This is a genomic window from Solemya velum gill symbiont, from assembly GCF_002020255.1.
Classification (GTDB): Bacteria; Pseudomonadota; Gammaproteobacteria; order Chromatiales; family Chromatiaceae.
Genome location: NZ_MPQG01000003.1, coordinates 118,981 through 135,080 on the forward strand (window position 1 = coordinate 118,981; position 16,100 = coordinate 135,080).

Below are 16,100 nucleotides of genomic sequence, written 5' to 3' on the forward strand. Positions count from 1 at the left end.
AAACTGTTACTTATTCAGCGGGTGGGACGTATGTTGGATCTTTCGGATTCAGAAAAATAAACTGCATGTTGTCCTTTTCAAGAGCGACATAATCGAGAGTCGTCTCATCCAGCATAGGGACATATTCGGGCGCCATGACAACATCAATACCTTCACACTTAAAGCTGATATCTTCATCGTTGGAATCATCAAATCCCATCAGGTAGTCAAATGAGCCATCCTCTTTGCGCGTTGCTGCAAGGCGCAGAGCCATGCCATCTGTACCACCCTGGGTTGCAGCTAAACGAATCTGCTCGGCAGCAGCTTCCGTCACTTTAAACATTCTTGACCTCTCTCTTTACATCGACGCACATAACTGACAAAGCGCCTGACCCAGTGGCTTCCCGCCACGTCGCGCAGGTGAGTATAACTGGCGAGCAGGTTCTTGTGTATCAAACCATCACTCTTTCCATTAATCCCGTAGCCGCGCCTGACTTCATACGCAAACAGGTAATCCTGGCGCAGATTCTCGAGACGTGAGTAGTGAAACTCGTGCGCTGCTACTGTTGCCGCCTGTTCATCTTTGGCCCAGGGGTGTTGCGCGGTCTCTTCAACTGAGACGTAACCCCTGCCCTGTGGACGTTCATGCATCACTACGTCCGCATCTATCACACCAACCATTCTACATTGTTTGTCCTGCCACTTCAGTGATCTGCACAGATACATCAGGCCACCACACTCGGCATAGGCAGGTTTGCCACTCTCGATGAAGTCGCTAATCGCTGCACGCATCGATTCATTAGCCTCGAGCTCCTGCATTGCAGACTCGGGAAAACCACCACCGATGAAAAGCGCATCCACATCAGGCAGGGACTTATCGTTAATGGTATCAAAATACTCGATATTGGCACCTGCGGTATGAAATGCCTGCAGGTCCTCTGCGTAGTAAAAACCGAATGCCGCATCTTTGGCAACACCAATTGTCACATCAATGCTCCCTGCTTCGACAACCGCCTCTGCAGGCTGCTCTTGCGGAGCCGGAGCTGCAGTCGAAGAGGCAATTTCGATAATTTTGTCGAGATCTGCATACGATTCAATCACTTCGCGAATCGACTCAATCTTCTGCTGTGCTGCCTGGTGCTCATTACTCGGCATCAGGCCCAGGTGACGCTCATCAATAGAGAGACGCTGATCTCGCGGTATGGCACCAATGACAGGGATATTCGTGTAGGTTTCGACTGCAGCTCTCAGTTTGCCCTCGTGACGTGCTCCGCCAACCTGGTTGAGTATGACGCCGGCAATCGTTAGCTCTTGATCAAAACCGACATAGCCCTGCAGCAAGGGTGCAATACCGCGCGTCATACCACGTGTATCAATAACCAGGATGACCGGTGCATCCACCAGTTTTGCAACGGCAGCATTGCTGTCACTACCGTCCAGTGAGAGCCCGTCAAACAGGCCCTTGTTGCCCTCGATTACGCCAATATCAGCGCCATGTATACGCTGCTGGAAACGCTTATAGACTGCATCACGAGGTTCAACGTGCAGATCAAGACTACTGCAGGGTGAGCCGGCTGCGGCACTCAGCCATAATGGATCGATATAGTCGGGGCCCTTCTTGAAGGGCTGGACGTTCAGACCGCGCGCAGCAAGTGCAGCACAGAGACCAATACTGAGTGTGGTTTTGCCAGAGGATTTGTGCGCCGCAGAGAGATAAAAGTGCGCCATGGTGGCCTTGATATGTTGTGACTACCCGGGATGATATCTATTTCATCCCGGGCTTGCCACCGTACCGTCAAGAGGCAGAGTGTGGATCCGCAACCTCATCTGCCAATGACATTGGCAGAATTTTCAGCATACGTACGCCGATCGCGGTGATCAGCAGGGCAACAGCAATGCCGCCAATGCCGAGCAGCGCTTCCGCAAGTGAGGGTGAATAAGTACTGGCGAGACCGTTGATGCCGTCATAGAAGCCAGATGCAATCACTGTCTTACCCGGGAACATTGTCATCGGGAATGCCTGTCCACCGATAATAATGACATAGATAGTTGCAAGACCACCGATGATAACCATGATGGCTGCTGCATAAATCCATGCGCGGGACTTTCCAAGCGAAGGATGAAACACGATCGCAAGCGGAAGGAGTCCACCGATAAGAATCTGGCCGATCCAGAAGGCTGCCGTGTAGACACCGCCGTCACGCAGAATGAATGCCTCGTATGCGTGATTTTCGGTACCGTAGAGGTTTGTCAGGTGGTACATCAGCGCAAAAAGCAGGCTTGCAGCAACGAAAACACCCAGCAGGTTCTTGAGACGGAACATCACAGAATCGCCGAGCGGGCGGCCGCTGAGACGGAAGAAATCAGACAGTACCAGCATGTAGATTGCGAGACCGAAACCGAATGACATGATGATGAACCATGGCGCCATGATCGCGGCATCGTAACCCTGGCGCGCGACCAGGAAGCCAAAGATAGAGCCTGTACCAGTGGTGAGTATCAGTCGCCAGAGGAATGCTGCAACTCCGGCAGCCTTGTAAAAGCGATTCATCTTACGGTCAAGAATTGTCCACAGGTAGAAAGCGACGATTGCAATAAAGCCATTATAGAGAATGATGTTCCACGCAAAAATCGACTTGAAATTATAGGTGGTCATGGCGACGATCAGGCGTTCCGGGCGGCCAAGATCGAGAACCAGGATCAACAATCCGCCAATCAGCAACGCTACCGCAAGCAGCGCAGAAAGCGGTGCGAGTGGTTTATAGGCCTTCTTGTTGAACACCGATGCGATCGATGCAACGTTGAGTGCGCCTGAAGCGGCCACGATCAGGAATACCGCAAATACGTGCGGAGTTCCCCATACGATCTGGTTACTCATGCCTGTAACCCAGTGGCCGTTGTGCTCCATATGCAGCACGGCGAAGCCGGCAATCGCAGAGATGACTGCAAGTACTGCCAGAATCATCCAGTAAGTCTGGCTGGCAATATCCCACTCTTTGTAGAAAATCTTTTTCATGGCTTAAATTCCGCTGTAGCGTACGCCGGTATTGAGTCTCAGGTCCGCACGGATCTGAACACTTGGATACTCAGCCAGTGCCTTGGAAACTTCACTGTTCGGATCATTCAGATCGCCGAAGATAATCGCATTCTCCGGGCAGGCATCCTGACATGCTGTAGTGGTCTGACCGTCATCGAGACGATGAACACAGAAATTACATGACTCGACACAACCCTTGCCACGTGGAGCAAGCTCAGGCTTGATATCAACATTCTCGTGAATGAATGAACGCGCCTTGTAGGGACAAGCCATCATGCAGTAACGGCAGCCTATACAGATGTGGCGATCAACCATGACAACACCGTCAGCACGACGGAAGGATGCACCCGTCGGGCAAACATCTGCACATGGCGGATTCTCACAATGCTGACACATGAGAGGAAGGTTACTGATACGCCCGCTGAGATTATCCTTGAGGGTCACACTGCGTATCCACTTTGGACGCTGTTGGTCCCATTTTTCCGGATCGGCACCTTCAGGCATGCTGTATGCTTCAAGACCGTTCTCATCGTTACATGCCTGCACGCAAGAATCACATCCGCTTGCACACTTGCTGCTATCAATCAGCATGCCCCAACGAACACTGCTGTCTACAGCCTTGTCACGTGGTGCGGCTTCTGCCGTATGCATGACAATGCCGGGAGCAAGCGTTACGGCTGATGCTGCGACACCGGTTTTAAGAAAGTCTCGACGCTTGTGGTCGGTCTGATCAGTGGTTTTCACTTTGTCTTCCCTCTCCACGCTTATTCAGTTGGAACAGTTGAGTGACACTGGAAACAATCCAGAGAGACGCTGGTATAGACATGGCAGCTCGCACAGAACTGGCTTCCACCAGGGCCGCTCATGGCCGTCACAGGTACATATTCACCGGATTCCTGCTTGTTGGCATGACAGTTAACGCAACCCTTGAGGCTGCCATCAAGGGCACGAATCCCCTGGTGGACTGTTACGTCTCTGTCGTGCTGAATCAAGTCCATGTGATTGCGTCGCATATCTGCAGTATCCCGGACACACATTCCGCCGGTTTGCGCCATCTCTGATGCCTTAGAATTACCCTCGGCACGCCAGTTCTTGCCCGCATGCGCCGTGCTGATCATCAACAAAGAGACCAGCAGAGCGAATAACACTGCAAACTTTACACTTTTCTGTTCGATGCTTTTTGACATCATATGCTCCGGTGTTGTCACCGACAATTATTCGCCCATACCCATTTTGATGTAGCCGGTTGGGCAAACATCTGCACAGATATGACAGCCGATGCAACGAGAGTAATCAGTTGCGACGTAACGACCTGTTGTTGCCTCTGTCTTCTTGACACGATAGACCGCATCCTGAGGGCAGTAGATAACACAGTTGTCACACTCGAAACACATACCACAACTCATACAACGCTTGGCTTCGTCCTGCGCACGCTCTTCTTCGAGACAAATCAGACGCTCGTGGAAGTGACCCAGTACCTCGTCAGAAGATGGAACCTCTTCCTTACGGTGATTACGCTCGTGAAATTCAAAGTGCCCAAGGAAAAGCTCGTCATTCTTGATAATCTCTGCGTATGAACGGTCTTCATAGTTATGAATCGCCCAGTTACCGAGGAAGGTTCCACGCATGTCGCCTTCGCCAGTCGTATTGGGATCGAAATCATCCGGGCTCAGACCTGCTTCCTCGAGCTTGTCTTCAAGGTCGAAGTGGTGCACGTCAACCTTTGGACGACGTGTATTCACTGTGCCGTCATCGAGATAGTCGTCAATTGAGTCAGCTGCAATAGATGCCTGGCCAATCGCCGTGGTCAGCAGATGCGGACGAACGATATCGCCGGCAACGAAATGACCTGCTTTGTTTGGGACCTGGTAGTGCTTGTCAGCATCGATAAGGTTGTGATCGTTGGCGTAATCCTCAAGGCCCGCCATGTCACCGCCCTGGCCGATTGCAGAGACGATAATGTCTGCTTCAATCACCTGCTCGGTACCATCAACAGGAGATGGACGACCATCTTCCATCGTACACTTGGCAATTTTCAGACCTGTTGCACGACCGGCAGCATCTCTGACAATCTCAACCGGCATCACTTCGTCAAGGATGGTGACACCTTCGTGCAGTGCATCTTTAACCTCGTGCTCTGCAGCAGTCATGTTATCGATCGGGAAAAGTGAAGTAAGGGTAACGTCAGACGGAACTGTTGTAATCGAACCATGCTCAGCTGCGTCATCAAGGACAATCGCTTCAGGCAGCTCGTCAGTACCTTCGACGTGGCCAAGACGGCGTGCAACCGAGACGACGTCGATAGAGGTATCACCACCACCGACACAGACAACCTTCGTGCCTGTCGCCTTCATGCGTCCTTCGTTGAACGCCTTGAGGTAGTCAACACCTGTCACACAGTTAGGAGTCTCGTCCCAGTTGTCGACAAAAAGACCACGACCGGTCCAGCAGCCAATCGCCCACAGAATCGCGTCATGACCCTTCTCAATCTCTTCAACAGAGATATCTTTTCCAACACGGGTGTTGAGCTTTACTTCAACGTCACCCATATCAAGGATTCGCTGCACTTCACTACCCAGCTTGTCACGTGGAATACGATAGTTCGGAATACCGAAACGCATCATGCCACCGAGATCGGAGAGTGATTCAAAAATGGTAACCGCGTGGCCTTTACGACGCAGCTGGTAAGCTGCTGCCATACCTGCAGGACCGCCACCTATGATTGCGACTTTTTTGCCGGTAGAGGCGCCTGCCTCGAATTTATAACCGTTTGCCAGTGCTGTATCACCGATATACATCTCTACCGAGTTGATACCAACGAAATCTTCAACCTCGTTACGGTTACAACCATCCTGGCAAGGCGCAGGACAAACGCGACCCATCATGGATGGGAAAGGATTCGCATCAGTTGAACGGCGGAATGCATACTCCTGCCACTCTACACCTTCAGAAGGCTTCTCCTGCTCGCGAACGATTGCAAGCCAGCCACGGATGTCTTCACCCGACGGGCAGCTGCCCTGGCAAGGTGGCGTCTTGTTGACATAAGTCGGGCACTTGTGAGAGTTATCTTCATTGAAGATTTTATCTGTCCAGCTACCCCACTGGTCATCGCCTTCTTCAAAACGACGATAGGATAGTTTTGTGTTCATTTCATCACTGGAAGTCGCCATGGATTTTTCTCCTTCCCACTAATTCGAAAATTAATATCTATTAACCGGTCTCTGAAGCTGGCCCGGCTCAGGCCGCTTCTTCATCTGTATCTTCATCGTCTTCGTCAACCTGACCGGTGAGGATCAGTGCATTCGAGACGAGTTGATGGACACTGACAATCTGGTCCATCTCCATACCGTAGTACGGTAATATCTTTGTAAACTGGCTTTTGCAAATCGCGCAAATTGCGGCCATGTGAGTCACACCGGACTCTTCGATGACATTGTTCAACGCTGTCATACGCGGCATGCCGCCCTTGATGCGAATCTCCATCAGGTCATCTGTCAGCAGACCACCGCCACCACCGCAGCAGAAGGTCTTCTCATAGATAGTGTCCGGATCCATATCAACATAGTTGTTACAAACCGACTTGATCACATTACGAGGAATGGTGAACTGACCACCTGGCTCATCACCCATGCGGGTCGCGCGTGCGACGTTACATGAGTCATGGAAAGTCAACGTCATGTCATCGTTACGTGACGGATCCAGGTTCAGGGTTCCTTTCTGGATTTCGTTCCAGGTGAACTCAAGAATGTGTTGTGGCACCGGGTATTCCGGATCAAGAAAATCGAACGGACCTGCAAGTGTATTCAGGAATGAGTAAGCAACACGCCATGCGTGTCCGCACTCTCCAAATACAATGCGTTTAACACCCAGTTCAAGAGCAGCCTCGCGAATACGCAGCGAAATCTTGCGCATATTCTCGTAGGAACCGATAAACATACCGAAGTTGGCTGCCTCGGAAGCAGTTGTACTCAGGGTCCAGCTAACGCCAGCCTCGTGAAATACCTTGCCGTAACCAATCAGGCCATCAACGTGCGGTTCTGCAAAAAAGTCTGCTGACGGTGTCACCAGCAAAATATCCGCACCCTTCTTGTCCAGCGGATAAAGAACCTTTACGCCGGTTTCGTCTTCGACATCCTCTTCCAGCCCCTCGAGAGTATCCTCAAGTGCTGGTCCGGGAAGGCCAAGGTTGTTACCAATCTTGTAAACCTTGCCGATAATTTCGTTTGAGTATTTCTGACCGATGCCAACGCGTGCCAGAATTTCTCTTGCCGCCATTGTGATCTCGGCAGTATCTATACCGTATGGGCAGAAAACAGAACAGCGGCGACACTGTGAACACTGGTGATAGTAGCTGAACCACTCGTCCAGGTCTTCACGCTCGAGTTCTTTCGCACCGACGAATTCGGGCATGCCGAGCTTGCCGAAAAATTTACCCGCGAAAGTAAAGTAGCGGCGGTAGACGCGACGCATCAGGTCCTGACGCGCAACCGGCATGTTCAGCGGGTCCTTTGTACCCAGGTAGTAATGACACTTGTCAGTACATGATCCACATTTAACACAAGAATCCATAAATACCTGCAGACCGCGGTATTTGCCCAGCATGTCCCCCATTGCGTCAAGGGTTTTCTCTTTCCAGTCGTCCTGCACTTCACCGACGTAGCCTAGTGGTTCCTGGAACTCGGGCTTGGCGACATACGGCGCACTGTGCGCCATGGTGCCAGACTCTAATTCTGGAACCTCGACATACTCTTGTAACTCTGGAATTTCGTAATCTACTTTTGCCATGAGTGTTCCTCAGTCGGCTCTTCTCTTCTGCAAAATCAATTCTGTTCGAGCTTCTTCGCCCAATCAGAGATGTGGCGCTGTTCACGTGGGTTATCCACCTGGTTGCGTGACGGGCTGAAAAATACGCCCGGCGCATGGAGCAGCTTGCTCACTGGGAAAATAATCATCAGCGATGCAACCAACAGCAGGTGAACCCAAACCAGGATATCTCCCGGTAGCTGACCAATACCGTCAAACGGCCACATCAAAGTGTGAAAAAAGTGTGTCACCATGGTGATATCGGTATGCGATACAAAGGTCATCATGGCACCGCTGACTCCGATCAGAATCAGAAGAAACAGCATGGCGAAATCTGATGGAGACGAAATATAGCGTACGCGGTCCACAGCAAAGCGACGGATCAGCAAGCCAACCAGGCCGATAATCATCGCAAAGGCTGCATATTTGAGCGGGCCAACAATTTCGGCGGGCATCAATGAATTAAAGTAGCGGCTGTGGCGTGCGAGCACGGCAAACAGCCCGATGTGGAACATCCAGCCAAAAATCCAGGTCCACTTGGTCGATTTGAAAAGACTTTCAAAAAAGACCACTTCGCGGAACAGTCGCATGACAACACCTGTCTGCGTTGTCGGTGCCGGAGTTGTTGGAATCTTGAGCGGTGCAGGTGCTTTCGCATACATGATCACGCGACGCGCAACACCAATCACCAGAATCGCAAGTGCTATGTAGAACAAAATGGCGTAGGCCACAGACATGTTCCCAATCCTCTAAATGTTAACAACAGCTTGAAAATGTGCAGGTCGAGCCACACGCAGTCCATCTTCCGGGTGAAGATCGACCTGCAAATTTTCCCTGCCGGGATGGATGCCCCTCCAAATGGAAGGGCACCCCCGAAATCATCCGAAATTAATCAGACACAACCGGTTGGCTTAGGAAGGCCGGCATAACGACATGCCTGCTTACCAGGACCGTATGGGAACAGGCCGTACAGGTACTTGCTGTTACCCTTCTCCTTACCCAGCTTCTTGGAAACCGCTTTGGTCAGAACGCGTACTGCTGGTGCGATCTGGTACTCTTCGTAGTACTCGCGCAGGAAGTTGATGATGTCCCAGTGCTCGTCGGTCAGCTCAAGTTCGTCTTCCTTGGCCATAACTTCAGCAACACCTGGCTCCCACTCGTTAATGTTAGCGAGGTAGCCCTCTTCGTCAGTTTCGAATGTCTTACCGTTCACTTCGATAGGCATTTGTGTATCTCCTAAATAAGAAATAAATTGCAGGTTACAGCCAGGACTGAACCTTGTCGTTTGATTCAACCAGATCGACAAAGCCCGCATAATCGACGACAGTAACGCCATCAACCAGCTTCTCTTCCGAGATGCCGCGTGCAGCCAGGTCCGGACCCAGTACGGAAACTTTCATTCCGCTGATTTTTGATGCAGCTTTACCACCACTCATGGCAGCGTAGACCCCATCTTCGATTAACAGCATGGCATCGCCATCGACCATGTAGTCGGCAGCAGTATCCAGGCTATCGCGCTCGTAAGGGGATTTGTTCACCAGATGTAAAATTGACATTTGCTTCTCCCCTAGAAGTTAAACATGACGTCTTGCCCGGAAAATACCTCGGCAAGTTCTGCACGACTAACCAGACGAATGGAATCCTTTTCGGCCCAGTCATCATCCTCATCTTCCCAGACAAGGTGCTGAAGGTCGTCGAGTGTCAGGCCACGCTCTTCCAGTGACTCTTTTTCAACGTAGATCTTGGTAACTTCATAGTCGCCAAGCGCTGCATAAGTCGGTGAGAAGTTCTTCATACCAACACCGGCAGTATCCTGGCCCTTGACCAGCTGATAGACGCCGTCGTCGATAAACGCAAGACTGACATCCTGTTCAAATGCCGCACCAATCAGAACAACTTCAAGCGACTCCCATGCATAGATGGTGCCGTAAGGCGCTCTGCGGTTGACGTACATGAATTTTTTCGTTTCAGACATATCCGATTCTCCGCATCAGTCGCCGAACACGACCAGACGGTCGCTCTGAATCCCACCTTCGACCAACTGGCCGAGGCCAGAGATACGAAAGCCAGGTGCGATGTTGGTCGCGTCCTTTTTATTACGCTCTGCTTCACCGTCATCAACGATTCCACGACGCTGGGCAGCGGCGACACAGATAACAAGATCGAGATCATGCTCTGCTGCCAGCTCGCTCCAGCGACTGACGACGTTGCGGTCGTCCTGCGGAGGCGTCGTCAGACGCGTGCCGTTGTTGACTCCATCGTGATAGAAGAAGACACGAAAAATCTCGTGCCCCTTCTCAAGAGCCGCCTTGGTGAAGAAGTAAGCAGAATCAGACGCCTGGTGCTGATAAGGCCCTTCATTGACCTGAATGGTTAACTTCATCTCGTCACTCCGAATCAGAAGCGGATATGCGCTGAAGCGTTCAGGCTCTTACGAGCTCCACGCCAGTTATCGATGTGGTACTTGGTAAAGGGCAGCTCAACGAGTTCAAAGAAACGCGGCCATCCGATACGTTCGATCCACTCACCAACACGCTCCCAATCACGCGCGCCTGCTTTATATTCAGCAAGGATGCGCTTGACGATAGCAGTTGCTTCAGGCCAGCGCGGCGGGTTGTTAGGAATACCAGCTGCAACAAGCTTCTGGAAAGTCGGCTTACCACGTGCGTTTGAGTGGTTACCACCGACCCAGATTGCCAGCTTGGTGTGCTCAGCATCGTTGATCTGCATTGGAGGACAAGGAGGGAAACATGCACCACAACAGATACATTTCTTCTCGTCAACTTCCAGTGAAGGCTTGCCGTTAACCATTGCCGGACGAATCGCAGCAACCGGGCAACGTGCAACAACAGTTGGACGCTCGCAGACGTTAGCAACCAGATCATGATTGATCTTTGGTGGCTTGGTGTGCTGTACGTTGATCGCGATATCACCCTGGCCACCACAGTTGATCTGGCAGCAAGAAGTCGTGATATGAACACGGTTAGGCATTTCTGAAACTTTAAACTCATCAATGAGTTCGTCCATCATGGACTTGACCACGCCTGATGCATCGGTACCGGGAATGTCACAGTGCAGCCAGCCCTGTGTATGCGACAGGGTTGTTACAGAGTTTTTGGTACCACCAACGATGAAGCCAGCCTCTTCCAGTTTCTCAATCAGCGGCTCAACACGAGACTCTTCAGTTACGAAGAACTCAGGATTTGAACGGATTGTGAAACGGATAAAACCGTCAGAATAGTCATCCGCAATCTGGCACAGGGTGCGCAGAGTGAAGAGATCCAGAATACGCTGGGTACCGGCCTTGATGGTCCACAGCTTGTCGCCGTTTTTAGCAACGTGCAGAAGCACACCCGGACGTGGGTCTTCATGATAAGCCCACAGGCCAAAGTTACGGCGCATCATAGGATGCATGTACTGGAATGGATCAGGGCACCCGGTTTCGATCGGGTCACGCATGTCTGCCATTTCTACCTCCAGAAATTTCGAAAAATTCAGTATTGCACCCGGCTGCAATCAGCCGGGAACAGAGTATCAATATGTCGAGCGAATCTTCTTTTATTAAGAAGCTTCAGCCTGACGATCAAACCACTTGACGGCTTCCTCATCCCAGCCATCCATACGGATGTAGGAAGATTCGCGCGGGTTGTTGACCATGTTCGGATCAACTTCAACGCCGACGCCTTCAAGGAAGTTCACCAGGCCGATACGTTCGATCATCTCACCGCAACGCTCGTGCTCAAGTGCGTTCTCAGCCCAGAAATCAATGATCTCTTCAGCCAGTTCAACAATCTCTTCCCAATCTTCTTCGGTATCGAGCTTCTTGAAAGGAACAACAACGGTACCCATGAGGTCACCGATCTTGAGGGTACGCTTACCACCGATGAGGATGGTGACACCGCGGTCATCGCCGGGGTGCAGTGCTTTAGGCACAACGTTCAGGCAGTGCATACAACGGACACAGTCCTTGTTGTTCACTTCCAGGCTGTCATCGTCGTTCAGTGACAGTGCGTTGGTTGGGCAGCGAGTGATAATGTTATCGATCACGTGCTGGCGACCCTTGCGTCCAACGTAGGCCTTGAACTCGTCCTGGTTGACGTTCATGTCATCGCGCCAGGTACCGATAACTGCGAAGTCGGCACGCTCAACTGCGTTCTGACAATCGTTTCCGCAACCGGAGACCTTGAACTTGAACTTGTATGGAAGAGCAGGACGGTGAACATCGTCGGTGAAGTTATTCACCAGCAGGCGATGTGCTTTCTGCTCGTTGGTGCAGGACATCTCGCAACGCGCTGCGCCAACACATGACATTGCAGTACGTACACAAGGACCGGCGCCACCAAGATCCCAACCATAGTCGTTGATCTCGTCAAAGAAGTGCTGGGTCTGTTCAGTATCAGTACCGATGAACATGATGTTACCGGTCTGTCCGTGGAAGGTGACCAGGCCTGAACCATACTTCTCCCAGCTGTCTGCCATCTGGCGCAGCATGTCAGTGCTGTAGTGGTTACCTGCAGGTGGCTGAACACGCAGTGTATGGAATTCTTTTGATTCCGGGAATGCATGACCAACTTCTGAGAAACGTGGGATGATTCCGCCACCGTACTGGAATACAGAAACAGTTCCGCCCTTCCAGTAGCCTTTACGGGTTTCATATGAGTGCTCAAGCTGACCGAGAAGATCATTGGTAATCTTGTTGATACGCTCTTCCGGATGCTCGTCACGCAGACGCTTGATACCGGAAATAAAGCTTGGCCAAGGACCGCTTTCCAGCTGGTCCAGCATCGGAGTATGGTGCTTATTAATTGCCATTTCGCTTGTTCTCCTGACTGAGACGCTTTAGTTCTAAATGCATAAAAAATTCTGTCGACCCACTTCGTGGAAGAGGATCAATAAATTCTGGTTCTTAACGAGAAGGGAGAAAAGTACATCACCTTCCCGTCCCATTAACAGCCGCTAATATAGTCCAGTGCAACACATCAGTGGTATTCCACCAAAGTGGGGGAGAGGCAATTTATTGCTATCCCCTTGGGGATATGCCTACTTTGAACCGATGTACAGAAAACCACTGAATATCAGGTAAAATGCTGCTCCTCCACACTTTTTCTCTATAAATCCAATGAGTTAAGAAAAAAATAACCCTGTACAAAGAATGTGTTTGGCAGGTATCCTAGCCGCTACTCTATAAGCAGTCAATAAAATTGTAATAAACCCATGAATGTAGCAACGCAACATGATTCGCCCTTTCTGACGGCCAATAAAGAGGCCTATGAAAACTGGAAAAAATGGAAGCTCGAACAGCAACCGGCAGCAGAAATGCTTGCCGATCCAGTTGTCGTGCATAATCCTGCCGCGCTGACACAGTCGGAGCTTGACGCCATACGTGAACGCGTCAGGGCAACCAACTGGGTGCTGTTTCGTATGGAAGAGCGTGACACTCTTGACCAGAACACGATCAAACAGTTTGCATCTCAGCTGGGATTGACGAGCCTCGATGCCAACCTCAAGTCCGAAGAGAGCGGTGTCAGCGCAATTTGTGTGAAAAAACAGGAAGGCACCCCATATATCCCCTATACCAGCAGACAAATCAGCTGGCATACGGATGGTTATTACAATGACAGCGATGAACAGATATACGGTATGTTGCTGTATTGCTTGCGACAGGCGGCTGAGGGTGGCAGCAACGACCTGATGGATCATGAACTGCTCTACATGATGCTGCGAGACGAGGACCCTGCAATGATCGACGCCCTCATGCACCCGGAGGCAATGACGATTCCGGCCAACATCGAAAATGGCGTCGAGATTCGTCCCGATCATACCGGGCCTGTTTTTTCGATTCGTGCCGACGGCAACCTGCACATGCGCTACTCTGCCCGAACACGCAATATTATCTGGCGGGATGACGCCGATACACAACGTGCAGCAGCACGCATTGTCGAATTGATGAGTGGAGATGAATACCCGGTGATCCATCACCACATGCAGCCCGGGGAAGGTGTCATCTGTAACAATGTCCTGCATCGCCGCGATGCTTTTAAAGATGGCGATGCACCGGAACAGCAGCGGCTATATTACCGCGCAAGATTCAGTGACCGTATCGCAGGAACCGGTTACCAAAACGGATAAAGATTATGCTATTACTCAGTGAAATTATGATTGCCAACCAGCAGTTCAAGACCTTTGAGGAGCTTGAGGCTGCCGTGAGTGAAATTGCCAATAGCGGTGAACGCTTTTTCCGTATCGACGTCAAACCCCAGTACTTCGATACACCGAATGACTGGGAAGAGCGTCTCGAAGCAGCTTTCAGCACACTTGGCAGGTAAATTGACATGACGGACATATTTGACCCGAACAAACTACAGGATACGGCTGCTGACTCATTGCGCAAGACGCTGGGACAGGACGCCCAGCTGGAAGGCGAACTGCACGAACTTAAACAGCAGCTGGCAAAATTACCCGAGAGTGCAAACCCGCTCGAGCGCGCAAAACTTTTACTGGAGATGGCACGTGCCCACCAGATACTCGAGCGTGGCGCCGAGGCCTGGCCGCTGGGGCGTACTGCATTCGACATTTATGCAGAAGCCGAGGCCTGGGAAGAGGCAGCAGATGCCTGCGACATTCTCTACCAGTGTGACCAGCCCGATTCACTTGTTGCTCTCGGTAATGGCGCCTGGCTAGGTGTGACATTCCCGATAGATCCGGAAATCAGCGTTCATCTGCTGAGCCATATCGTTGACGACACCCCGGATGATGCCGACGGTGCTGCAGTTGCTGCCGCGACAGCCCTGTTCCTCGCAGATGTACGTGCCGAGGAAGGCACAGAGAAAGAGCGCCTCACCTTCTTCTCCAACCAGATGCTTGGACAGGTCGCACGGCGCCACTCACAGGTAGACAACGAGGAGCAGTTTTCCTTCTGGATCGAGAAACTCGAACTCAACGATCCTGACAAATTCCTGGTACGTCTGCGCAACGTCATCGATGTGCTGGCACAGGATGACTGGTGGATCGACCGCGACGCAATCCAGGCATCACTACCCCACTAGGTAACAGGCATGTTCTGGGAAGAAGACGAAAAAATAAACGAAAAGGTACCGGATAGCATCCTAGATCTTCTGTTCGAGATTCGCGGACGTGAAATACCGGTCGACCACGCATACGCACTCTCGACTGCGATCACCTCGATTGCGCCCGAGATACTTGAGGATGGACGCTTCGGGGTACACACGATTCATGTAGCCGGCTCGCAGAACGGCTGGGAAAGACCCGACTTCAACACCGAGAATCGTCTCATCATCTCGCGCAGAACCAAGTTCACCCTGCGCGTCCCACGTGAGCATGCCAGTGCGGCTGAAGAGAAACTCAGCGGCGCACAGCTCGACCTGGGCGGCTGCCAAATCACACTCGGCAAGGCAAAAGAACGTCCGCTGAGCAAGCAGGGAACAATCTTCTCACGCTACGTGCAGAGCGACCCGGATGAGAGCGAAATGAATTTCCTGCAGCGTATCGCCAATGAATTGAAACAGCACGACATCCGCATCAAGAAGGCGATGTGCGGCAAAAACGTCAGTGTCTATACGCCGGACGGTCCGATCGAGAGCCGCAGCCTGATGCTGGCAGACCTGTTAACCGAGGAGACTCTCAAGCTGCAGGAAGTTGGGCTAGGCCCCGGCAGGCACATGGGATTTGGCATCTTCATCCCGCACAAGGGCATAGAAGCGGTCAACAAAGGCGAAGAGGAAGAGAAGTGAGTCTATCCCAAAGAGGCTAGTTGTCAGCACACACTCTCTTTTCATAAAATCTGCACACAATATTTATGACAATTTGACAAGAACAGGAGTAGAAACATGGCACTTGATACTGACGCAAACGGCAATCTGACAGATCCAAACGCATGGAGCGAAGATGTTGCACGTGAACTTGCAGCAGCTGATGACACCATGAGCGAGCTGTCCCAGGAACATATGGATGTACTCAACTACCTGCGTGACGAGTACTTCAACAACAACCAGAACCAGCCGATGGAGCGTATGATCGTCAAGGGCATGAGCAAAGTCTGGGGCAAGAAAATCGGTAGCAAGGACCTCTACGTCCTTTTCCCGGGCGCACCCAGCAAGCAGGGCAACCGCATTGCGGGACTGCCTTACATCGCACGTAAAGGCGGATATTGATCTGTTAGAAGGTTCAATACCTGTTGAAAAGGCGGCTTCGGCCGCCTTTTTCAGTTGGCAAGGCACAAAGTGAAAGGTGAAAGGCCTACTCTGCCCTGACAGCTTCACAA

General features: G+C 51.4%; 19 protein-coding genes. 5 read left to right on the plus strand and 14 right to left on the minus strand.

Annotated elements, in window-relative coordinates:
- Window positions 1-10: 10 nt before the first annotated feature.
- The 14 genes from BOW06_RS04095 to dsrA all read right to left on the minus strand — a co-directional run bounded on the left by BOW06_RS04095 (window position 11) and on the right by dsrA (window position 12,631).
- Complete coding sequence (locus BOW06_RS04095; RefSeq protein ID WP_043115931.1) at window positions 11-322, minus strand: HesB/IscA family protein; 312 nt, start codon at window positions 320-322, stop codon at window positions 11-13.
- On the minus strand, window positions 310-1,707 hold the full coding sequence (locus tag BOW06_RS04100; RefSeq protein ID WP_078454450.1) for a cobyrinic acid a,c-diamide synthase CobB: 1,398 nt from the start codon (window positions 1,705-1,707) through the stop codon (window positions 310-312). The genes BOW06_RS04095 and BOW06_RS04100 overlap by 13 nt, the downstream gene beginning before the upstream one ends.
- A gap of 67 nt (window positions 1,708-1,774) precedes the next feature.
- Window positions 1,775-2,995: an NrfD/PsrC family molybdoenzyme membrane anchor subunit gene (gene nrfD / locus BOW06_RS04105; protein ID WP_043115934.1), complete on the minus strand. Its 1,221-nt coding sequence runs from the start codon at window positions 2,993-2,995 to the stop codon at window positions 1,775-1,777.
- Between the two features lie 3 nt (window positions 2,996-2,998).
- Entirely contained in the window at window positions 2,999-3,760 is a 762-nt protein-coding gene (dsrO, locus tag BOW06_RS04110; protein ID WP_043116682.1) for a sulfate reduction electron transfer complex DsrMKJOP subunit DsrO, read from the minus strand.
- Window positions 3,761-3,780: 20 nt separating this feature from the next.
- Window positions 3,781-4,203, minus strand: coding sequence for a hypothetical protein (locus BOW06_RS04115; protein WP_052132012.1), 423 nt, complete (start codon window positions 4,201-4,203; stop codon window positions 3,781-3,783).
- Between the two features lie 27 nt (window positions 4,204-4,230).
- Entirely contained in the window at window positions 4,231-6,186 is a 1,956-nt protein-coding gene (locus BOW06_RS04120) for an NAD(P)-binding protein (protein WP_043115936.1), read from the minus strand.
- Window positions 6,187-6,253: 67 nt separating this feature from the next.
- Window positions 6,254-7,801, minus strand: coding sequence for a sulfate reduction electron transfer complex DsrMKJOP subunit DsrK (gene dsrK / locus BOW06_RS04125; protein WP_043115937.1), 1,548 nt, complete (start codon window positions 7,799-7,801; stop codon window positions 6,254-6,256).
- Window positions 7,802-7,836: 35 nt separating this feature from the next.
- A complete protein-coding gene (locus BOW06_RS04130) occupies window positions 7,837-8,556 on the minus strand; it encodes a respiratory nitrate reductase subunit gamma (RefSeq protein ID WP_043115938.1) in 720 nt (239 codons plus the stop codon).
- A 155-nt stretch (window positions 8,557-8,711) separates the two neighbouring features.
- Complete coding sequence (locus BOW06_RS04135; RefSeq protein WP_043115940.1) at window positions 8,712-9,044, minus strand: TusE/DsrC/DsvC family sulfur relay protein; 333 nt, start codon at window positions 9,042-9,044, stop codon at window positions 8,712-8,714.
- Window positions 9,045-9,078: 34 nt separating this feature from the next.
- A complete protein-coding gene (tusB, locus tag BOW06_RS04140) occupies window positions 9,079-9,375 on the minus strand; it encodes a sulfurtransferase complex subunit TusB (protein WP_043115941.1) in 297 nt (98 codons plus the stop codon).
- An 11-nt stretch (window positions 9,376-9,386) separates the two neighbouring features.
- Window positions 9,387-9,794 (minus strand): sulfurtransferase complex subunit TusC, encoded by a 408-nt coding sequence (gene tusC, locus BOW06_RS04145; RefSeq protein WP_043115942.1) that lies wholly within the window; start codon window positions 9,792-9,794, stop codon window positions 9,387-9,389.
- Between the two features lie 15 nt (window positions 9,795-9,809).
- On the minus strand, window positions 9,810-10,202 hold the full coding sequence (gene tusD, locus BOW06_RS04150) for a sulfurtransferase complex subunit TusD (protein WP_043115944.1): 393 nt from the start codon (window positions 10,200-10,202) through the stop codon (window positions 9,810-9,812).
- Between the two features lie 14 nt (window positions 10,203-10,216).
- Window positions 10,217-11,287: a dissimilatory-type sulfite reductase subunit beta gene (gene dsrB, locus BOW06_RS04155; RefSeq protein WP_043115945.1), complete on the minus strand. Its 1,071-nt coding sequence runs from the start codon at window positions 11,285-11,287 to the stop codon at window positions 10,217-10,219.
- Between the two features lie 93 nt (window positions 11,288-11,380).
- A complete protein-coding gene (dsrA, locus tag BOW06_RS04160) occupies window positions 11,381-12,631 on the minus strand; it encodes a dissimilatory-type sulfite reductase subunit alpha (RefSeq protein ID WP_078454451.1) in 1,251 nt (416 codons plus the stop codon).
- 402 nt (window positions 12,632-13,033) lie between these two features.
- Here dsrA and BOW06_RS04165 point away from each other — a divergent pair, with 402 nt between their 5' ends.
- From BOW06_RS04165 to BOW06_RS04185, 5 genes are all read left to right on the plus strand, one after another.
- Window positions 13,034-13,948 carry a TauD/TfdA family dioxygenase gene (locus tag BOW06_RS04165; protein WP_078454452.1) on the plus strand — a complete coding sequence of 305 codons (915 nt, stop codon included), beginning with the start codon at window positions 13,034-13,036 and terminating at the stop codon, window positions 13,946-13,948.
- Between the two features lie 5 nt (window positions 13,949-13,953).
- A complete protein-coding gene (locus BOW06_RS04170) occupies window positions 13,954-14,145 on the plus strand; it encodes a hypothetical protein (RefSeq protein WP_043115949.1) in 192 nt (63 codons plus the stop codon).
- A 6-nt stretch (window positions 14,146-14,151) separates the two neighbouring features.
- On the plus strand, window positions 14,152-14,865 hold the full coding sequence (locus BOW06_RS04175) for a hypothetical protein (RefSeq protein WP_043115951.1): 714 nt from the start codon (window positions 14,152-14,154) through the stop codon (window positions 14,863-14,865).
- 9 nt (window positions 14,866-14,874) lie between these two features.
- A complete protein-coding gene (gene cas6 / locus BOW06_RS04180; RefSeq protein ID WP_043115953.1) occupies window positions 14,875-15,570 on the plus strand; it encodes a type I-MYXAN CRISPR-associated protein Cas6/Cmx6 in 696 nt (231 codons plus the stop codon).
- A gap of 96 nt (window positions 15,571-15,666) precedes the next feature.
- Window positions 15,667-15,990 carry a TusE/DsrC/DsvC family sulfur relay protein gene (locus tag BOW06_RS04185; protein WP_043115954.1) on the plus strand — a complete coding sequence of 108 codons (324 nt, stop codon included), beginning with the start codon at window positions 15,667-15,669 and terminating at the stop codon, window positions 15,988-15,990.
- The last annotated feature ends 110 nt before the right edge of the window (window positions 15,991-16,100 follow it).

What these genes read in the sequence shown, in the direction of transcription:
- BOW06_RS04095 (WP_043115931.1), bottom strand. Translation starts at nt 322, where the DNA reads ATGTTTAAAGTGACGGAAGCTGCTGCCGAGCAGATTCGTTTAGCTGCA.
- BOW06_RS04100 (WP_078454450.1), bottom strand. Translation starts at nt 1,707, where the DNA reads ATGGCGCACTTTTATCTCTCTGCGGCGCACAAATCCTCTGGCAAAACC.
- nrfD (WP_043115934.1), bottom strand. Translation starts at nt 2,995, where the DNA reads ATGAAAAAGATTTTCTACAAAGAGTGGGATATTGCCAGCCAGACTTAC.
- BOW06_RS04115 (WP_052132012.1), bottom strand. Translation starts at nt 4,203, where the DNA reads ATGTCAAAAAGCATCGAACAGAAAAGTGTAAAGTTTGCAGTGTTATTC.
- BOW06_RS04120 (WP_043115936.1), bottom strand. Translation starts at nt 6,186, where the DNA reads ATGGCGACTTCCAGTGATGAAATGAACACAAAACTATCCTATCGTCGT.
- dsrK (WP_043115937.1), bottom strand. Translation starts at nt 7,801, where the DNA reads ATGGCAAAAGTAGATTACGAAATTCCAGAGTTACAAGAGTATGTCGAG.
- BOW06_RS04130 (WP_043115938.1), bottom strand. Translation starts at nt 8,556, where the DNA reads ATGTCTGTGGCCTACGCCATTTTGTTCTACATAGCACTTGCGATTCTG.
- BOW06_RS04135 (WP_043115940.1), bottom strand. Translation starts at nt 9,044, where the DNA reads ATGCCTATCGAAGTGAACGGTAAGACATTCGAAACTGACGAAGAGGGC.
- tusB (WP_043115941.1), bottom strand. Translation starts at nt 9,375, where the DNA reads ATGTCAATTTTACATCTGGTGAACAAATCCCCTTACGAGCGCGATAGC.
- tusC (WP_043115942.1), bottom strand. Translation starts at nt 9,794, where the DNA reads ATGTCTGAAACGAAAAAATTCATGTACGTCAACCGCAGAGCGCCTTAC.
- tusD (WP_043115944.1), bottom strand. Translation starts at nt 10,202, where the DNA reads ATGAAGTTAACCATTCAGGTCAATGAAGGGCCTTATCAGCACCAGGCG.
- dsrB (WP_043115945.1), bottom strand. Translation starts at nt 11,287, where the DNA reads ATGGCAGACATGCGTGACCCGATCGAAACCGGGTGCCCTGATCCATTC.
- dsrA (WP_078454451.1), bottom strand. Translation starts at nt 12,631, where the DNA reads ATGGCAATTAATAAGCACCATACTCCGATGCTGGACCAGCTGGAAAGC.
- BOW06_RS04165 (WP_078454452.1), top strand. Translation starts at nt 13,034, where the DNA reads ATGAATGTAGCAACGCAACATGATTCGCCCTTTCTGACGGCCAATAAA.
- BOW06_RS04170 (WP_043115949.1), top strand. Translation starts at nt 13,954, where the DNA reads ATGCTATTACTCAGTGAAATTATGATTGCCAACCAGCAGTTCAAGACC.
- BOW06_RS04175 (WP_043115951.1), top strand. Translation starts at nt 14,152, where the DNA reads ATGACGGACATATTTGACCCGAACAAACTACAGGATACGGCTGCTGAC.
- cas6 (WP_043115953.1), top strand. Translation starts at nt 14,875, where the DNA reads ATGTTCTGGGAAGAAGACGAAAAAATAAACGAAAAGGTACCGGATAGC.
- BOW06_RS04185 (WP_043115954.1), top strand. Translation starts at nt 15,667, where the DNA reads ATGGCACTTGATACTGACGCAAACGGCAATCTGACAGATCCAAACGCA.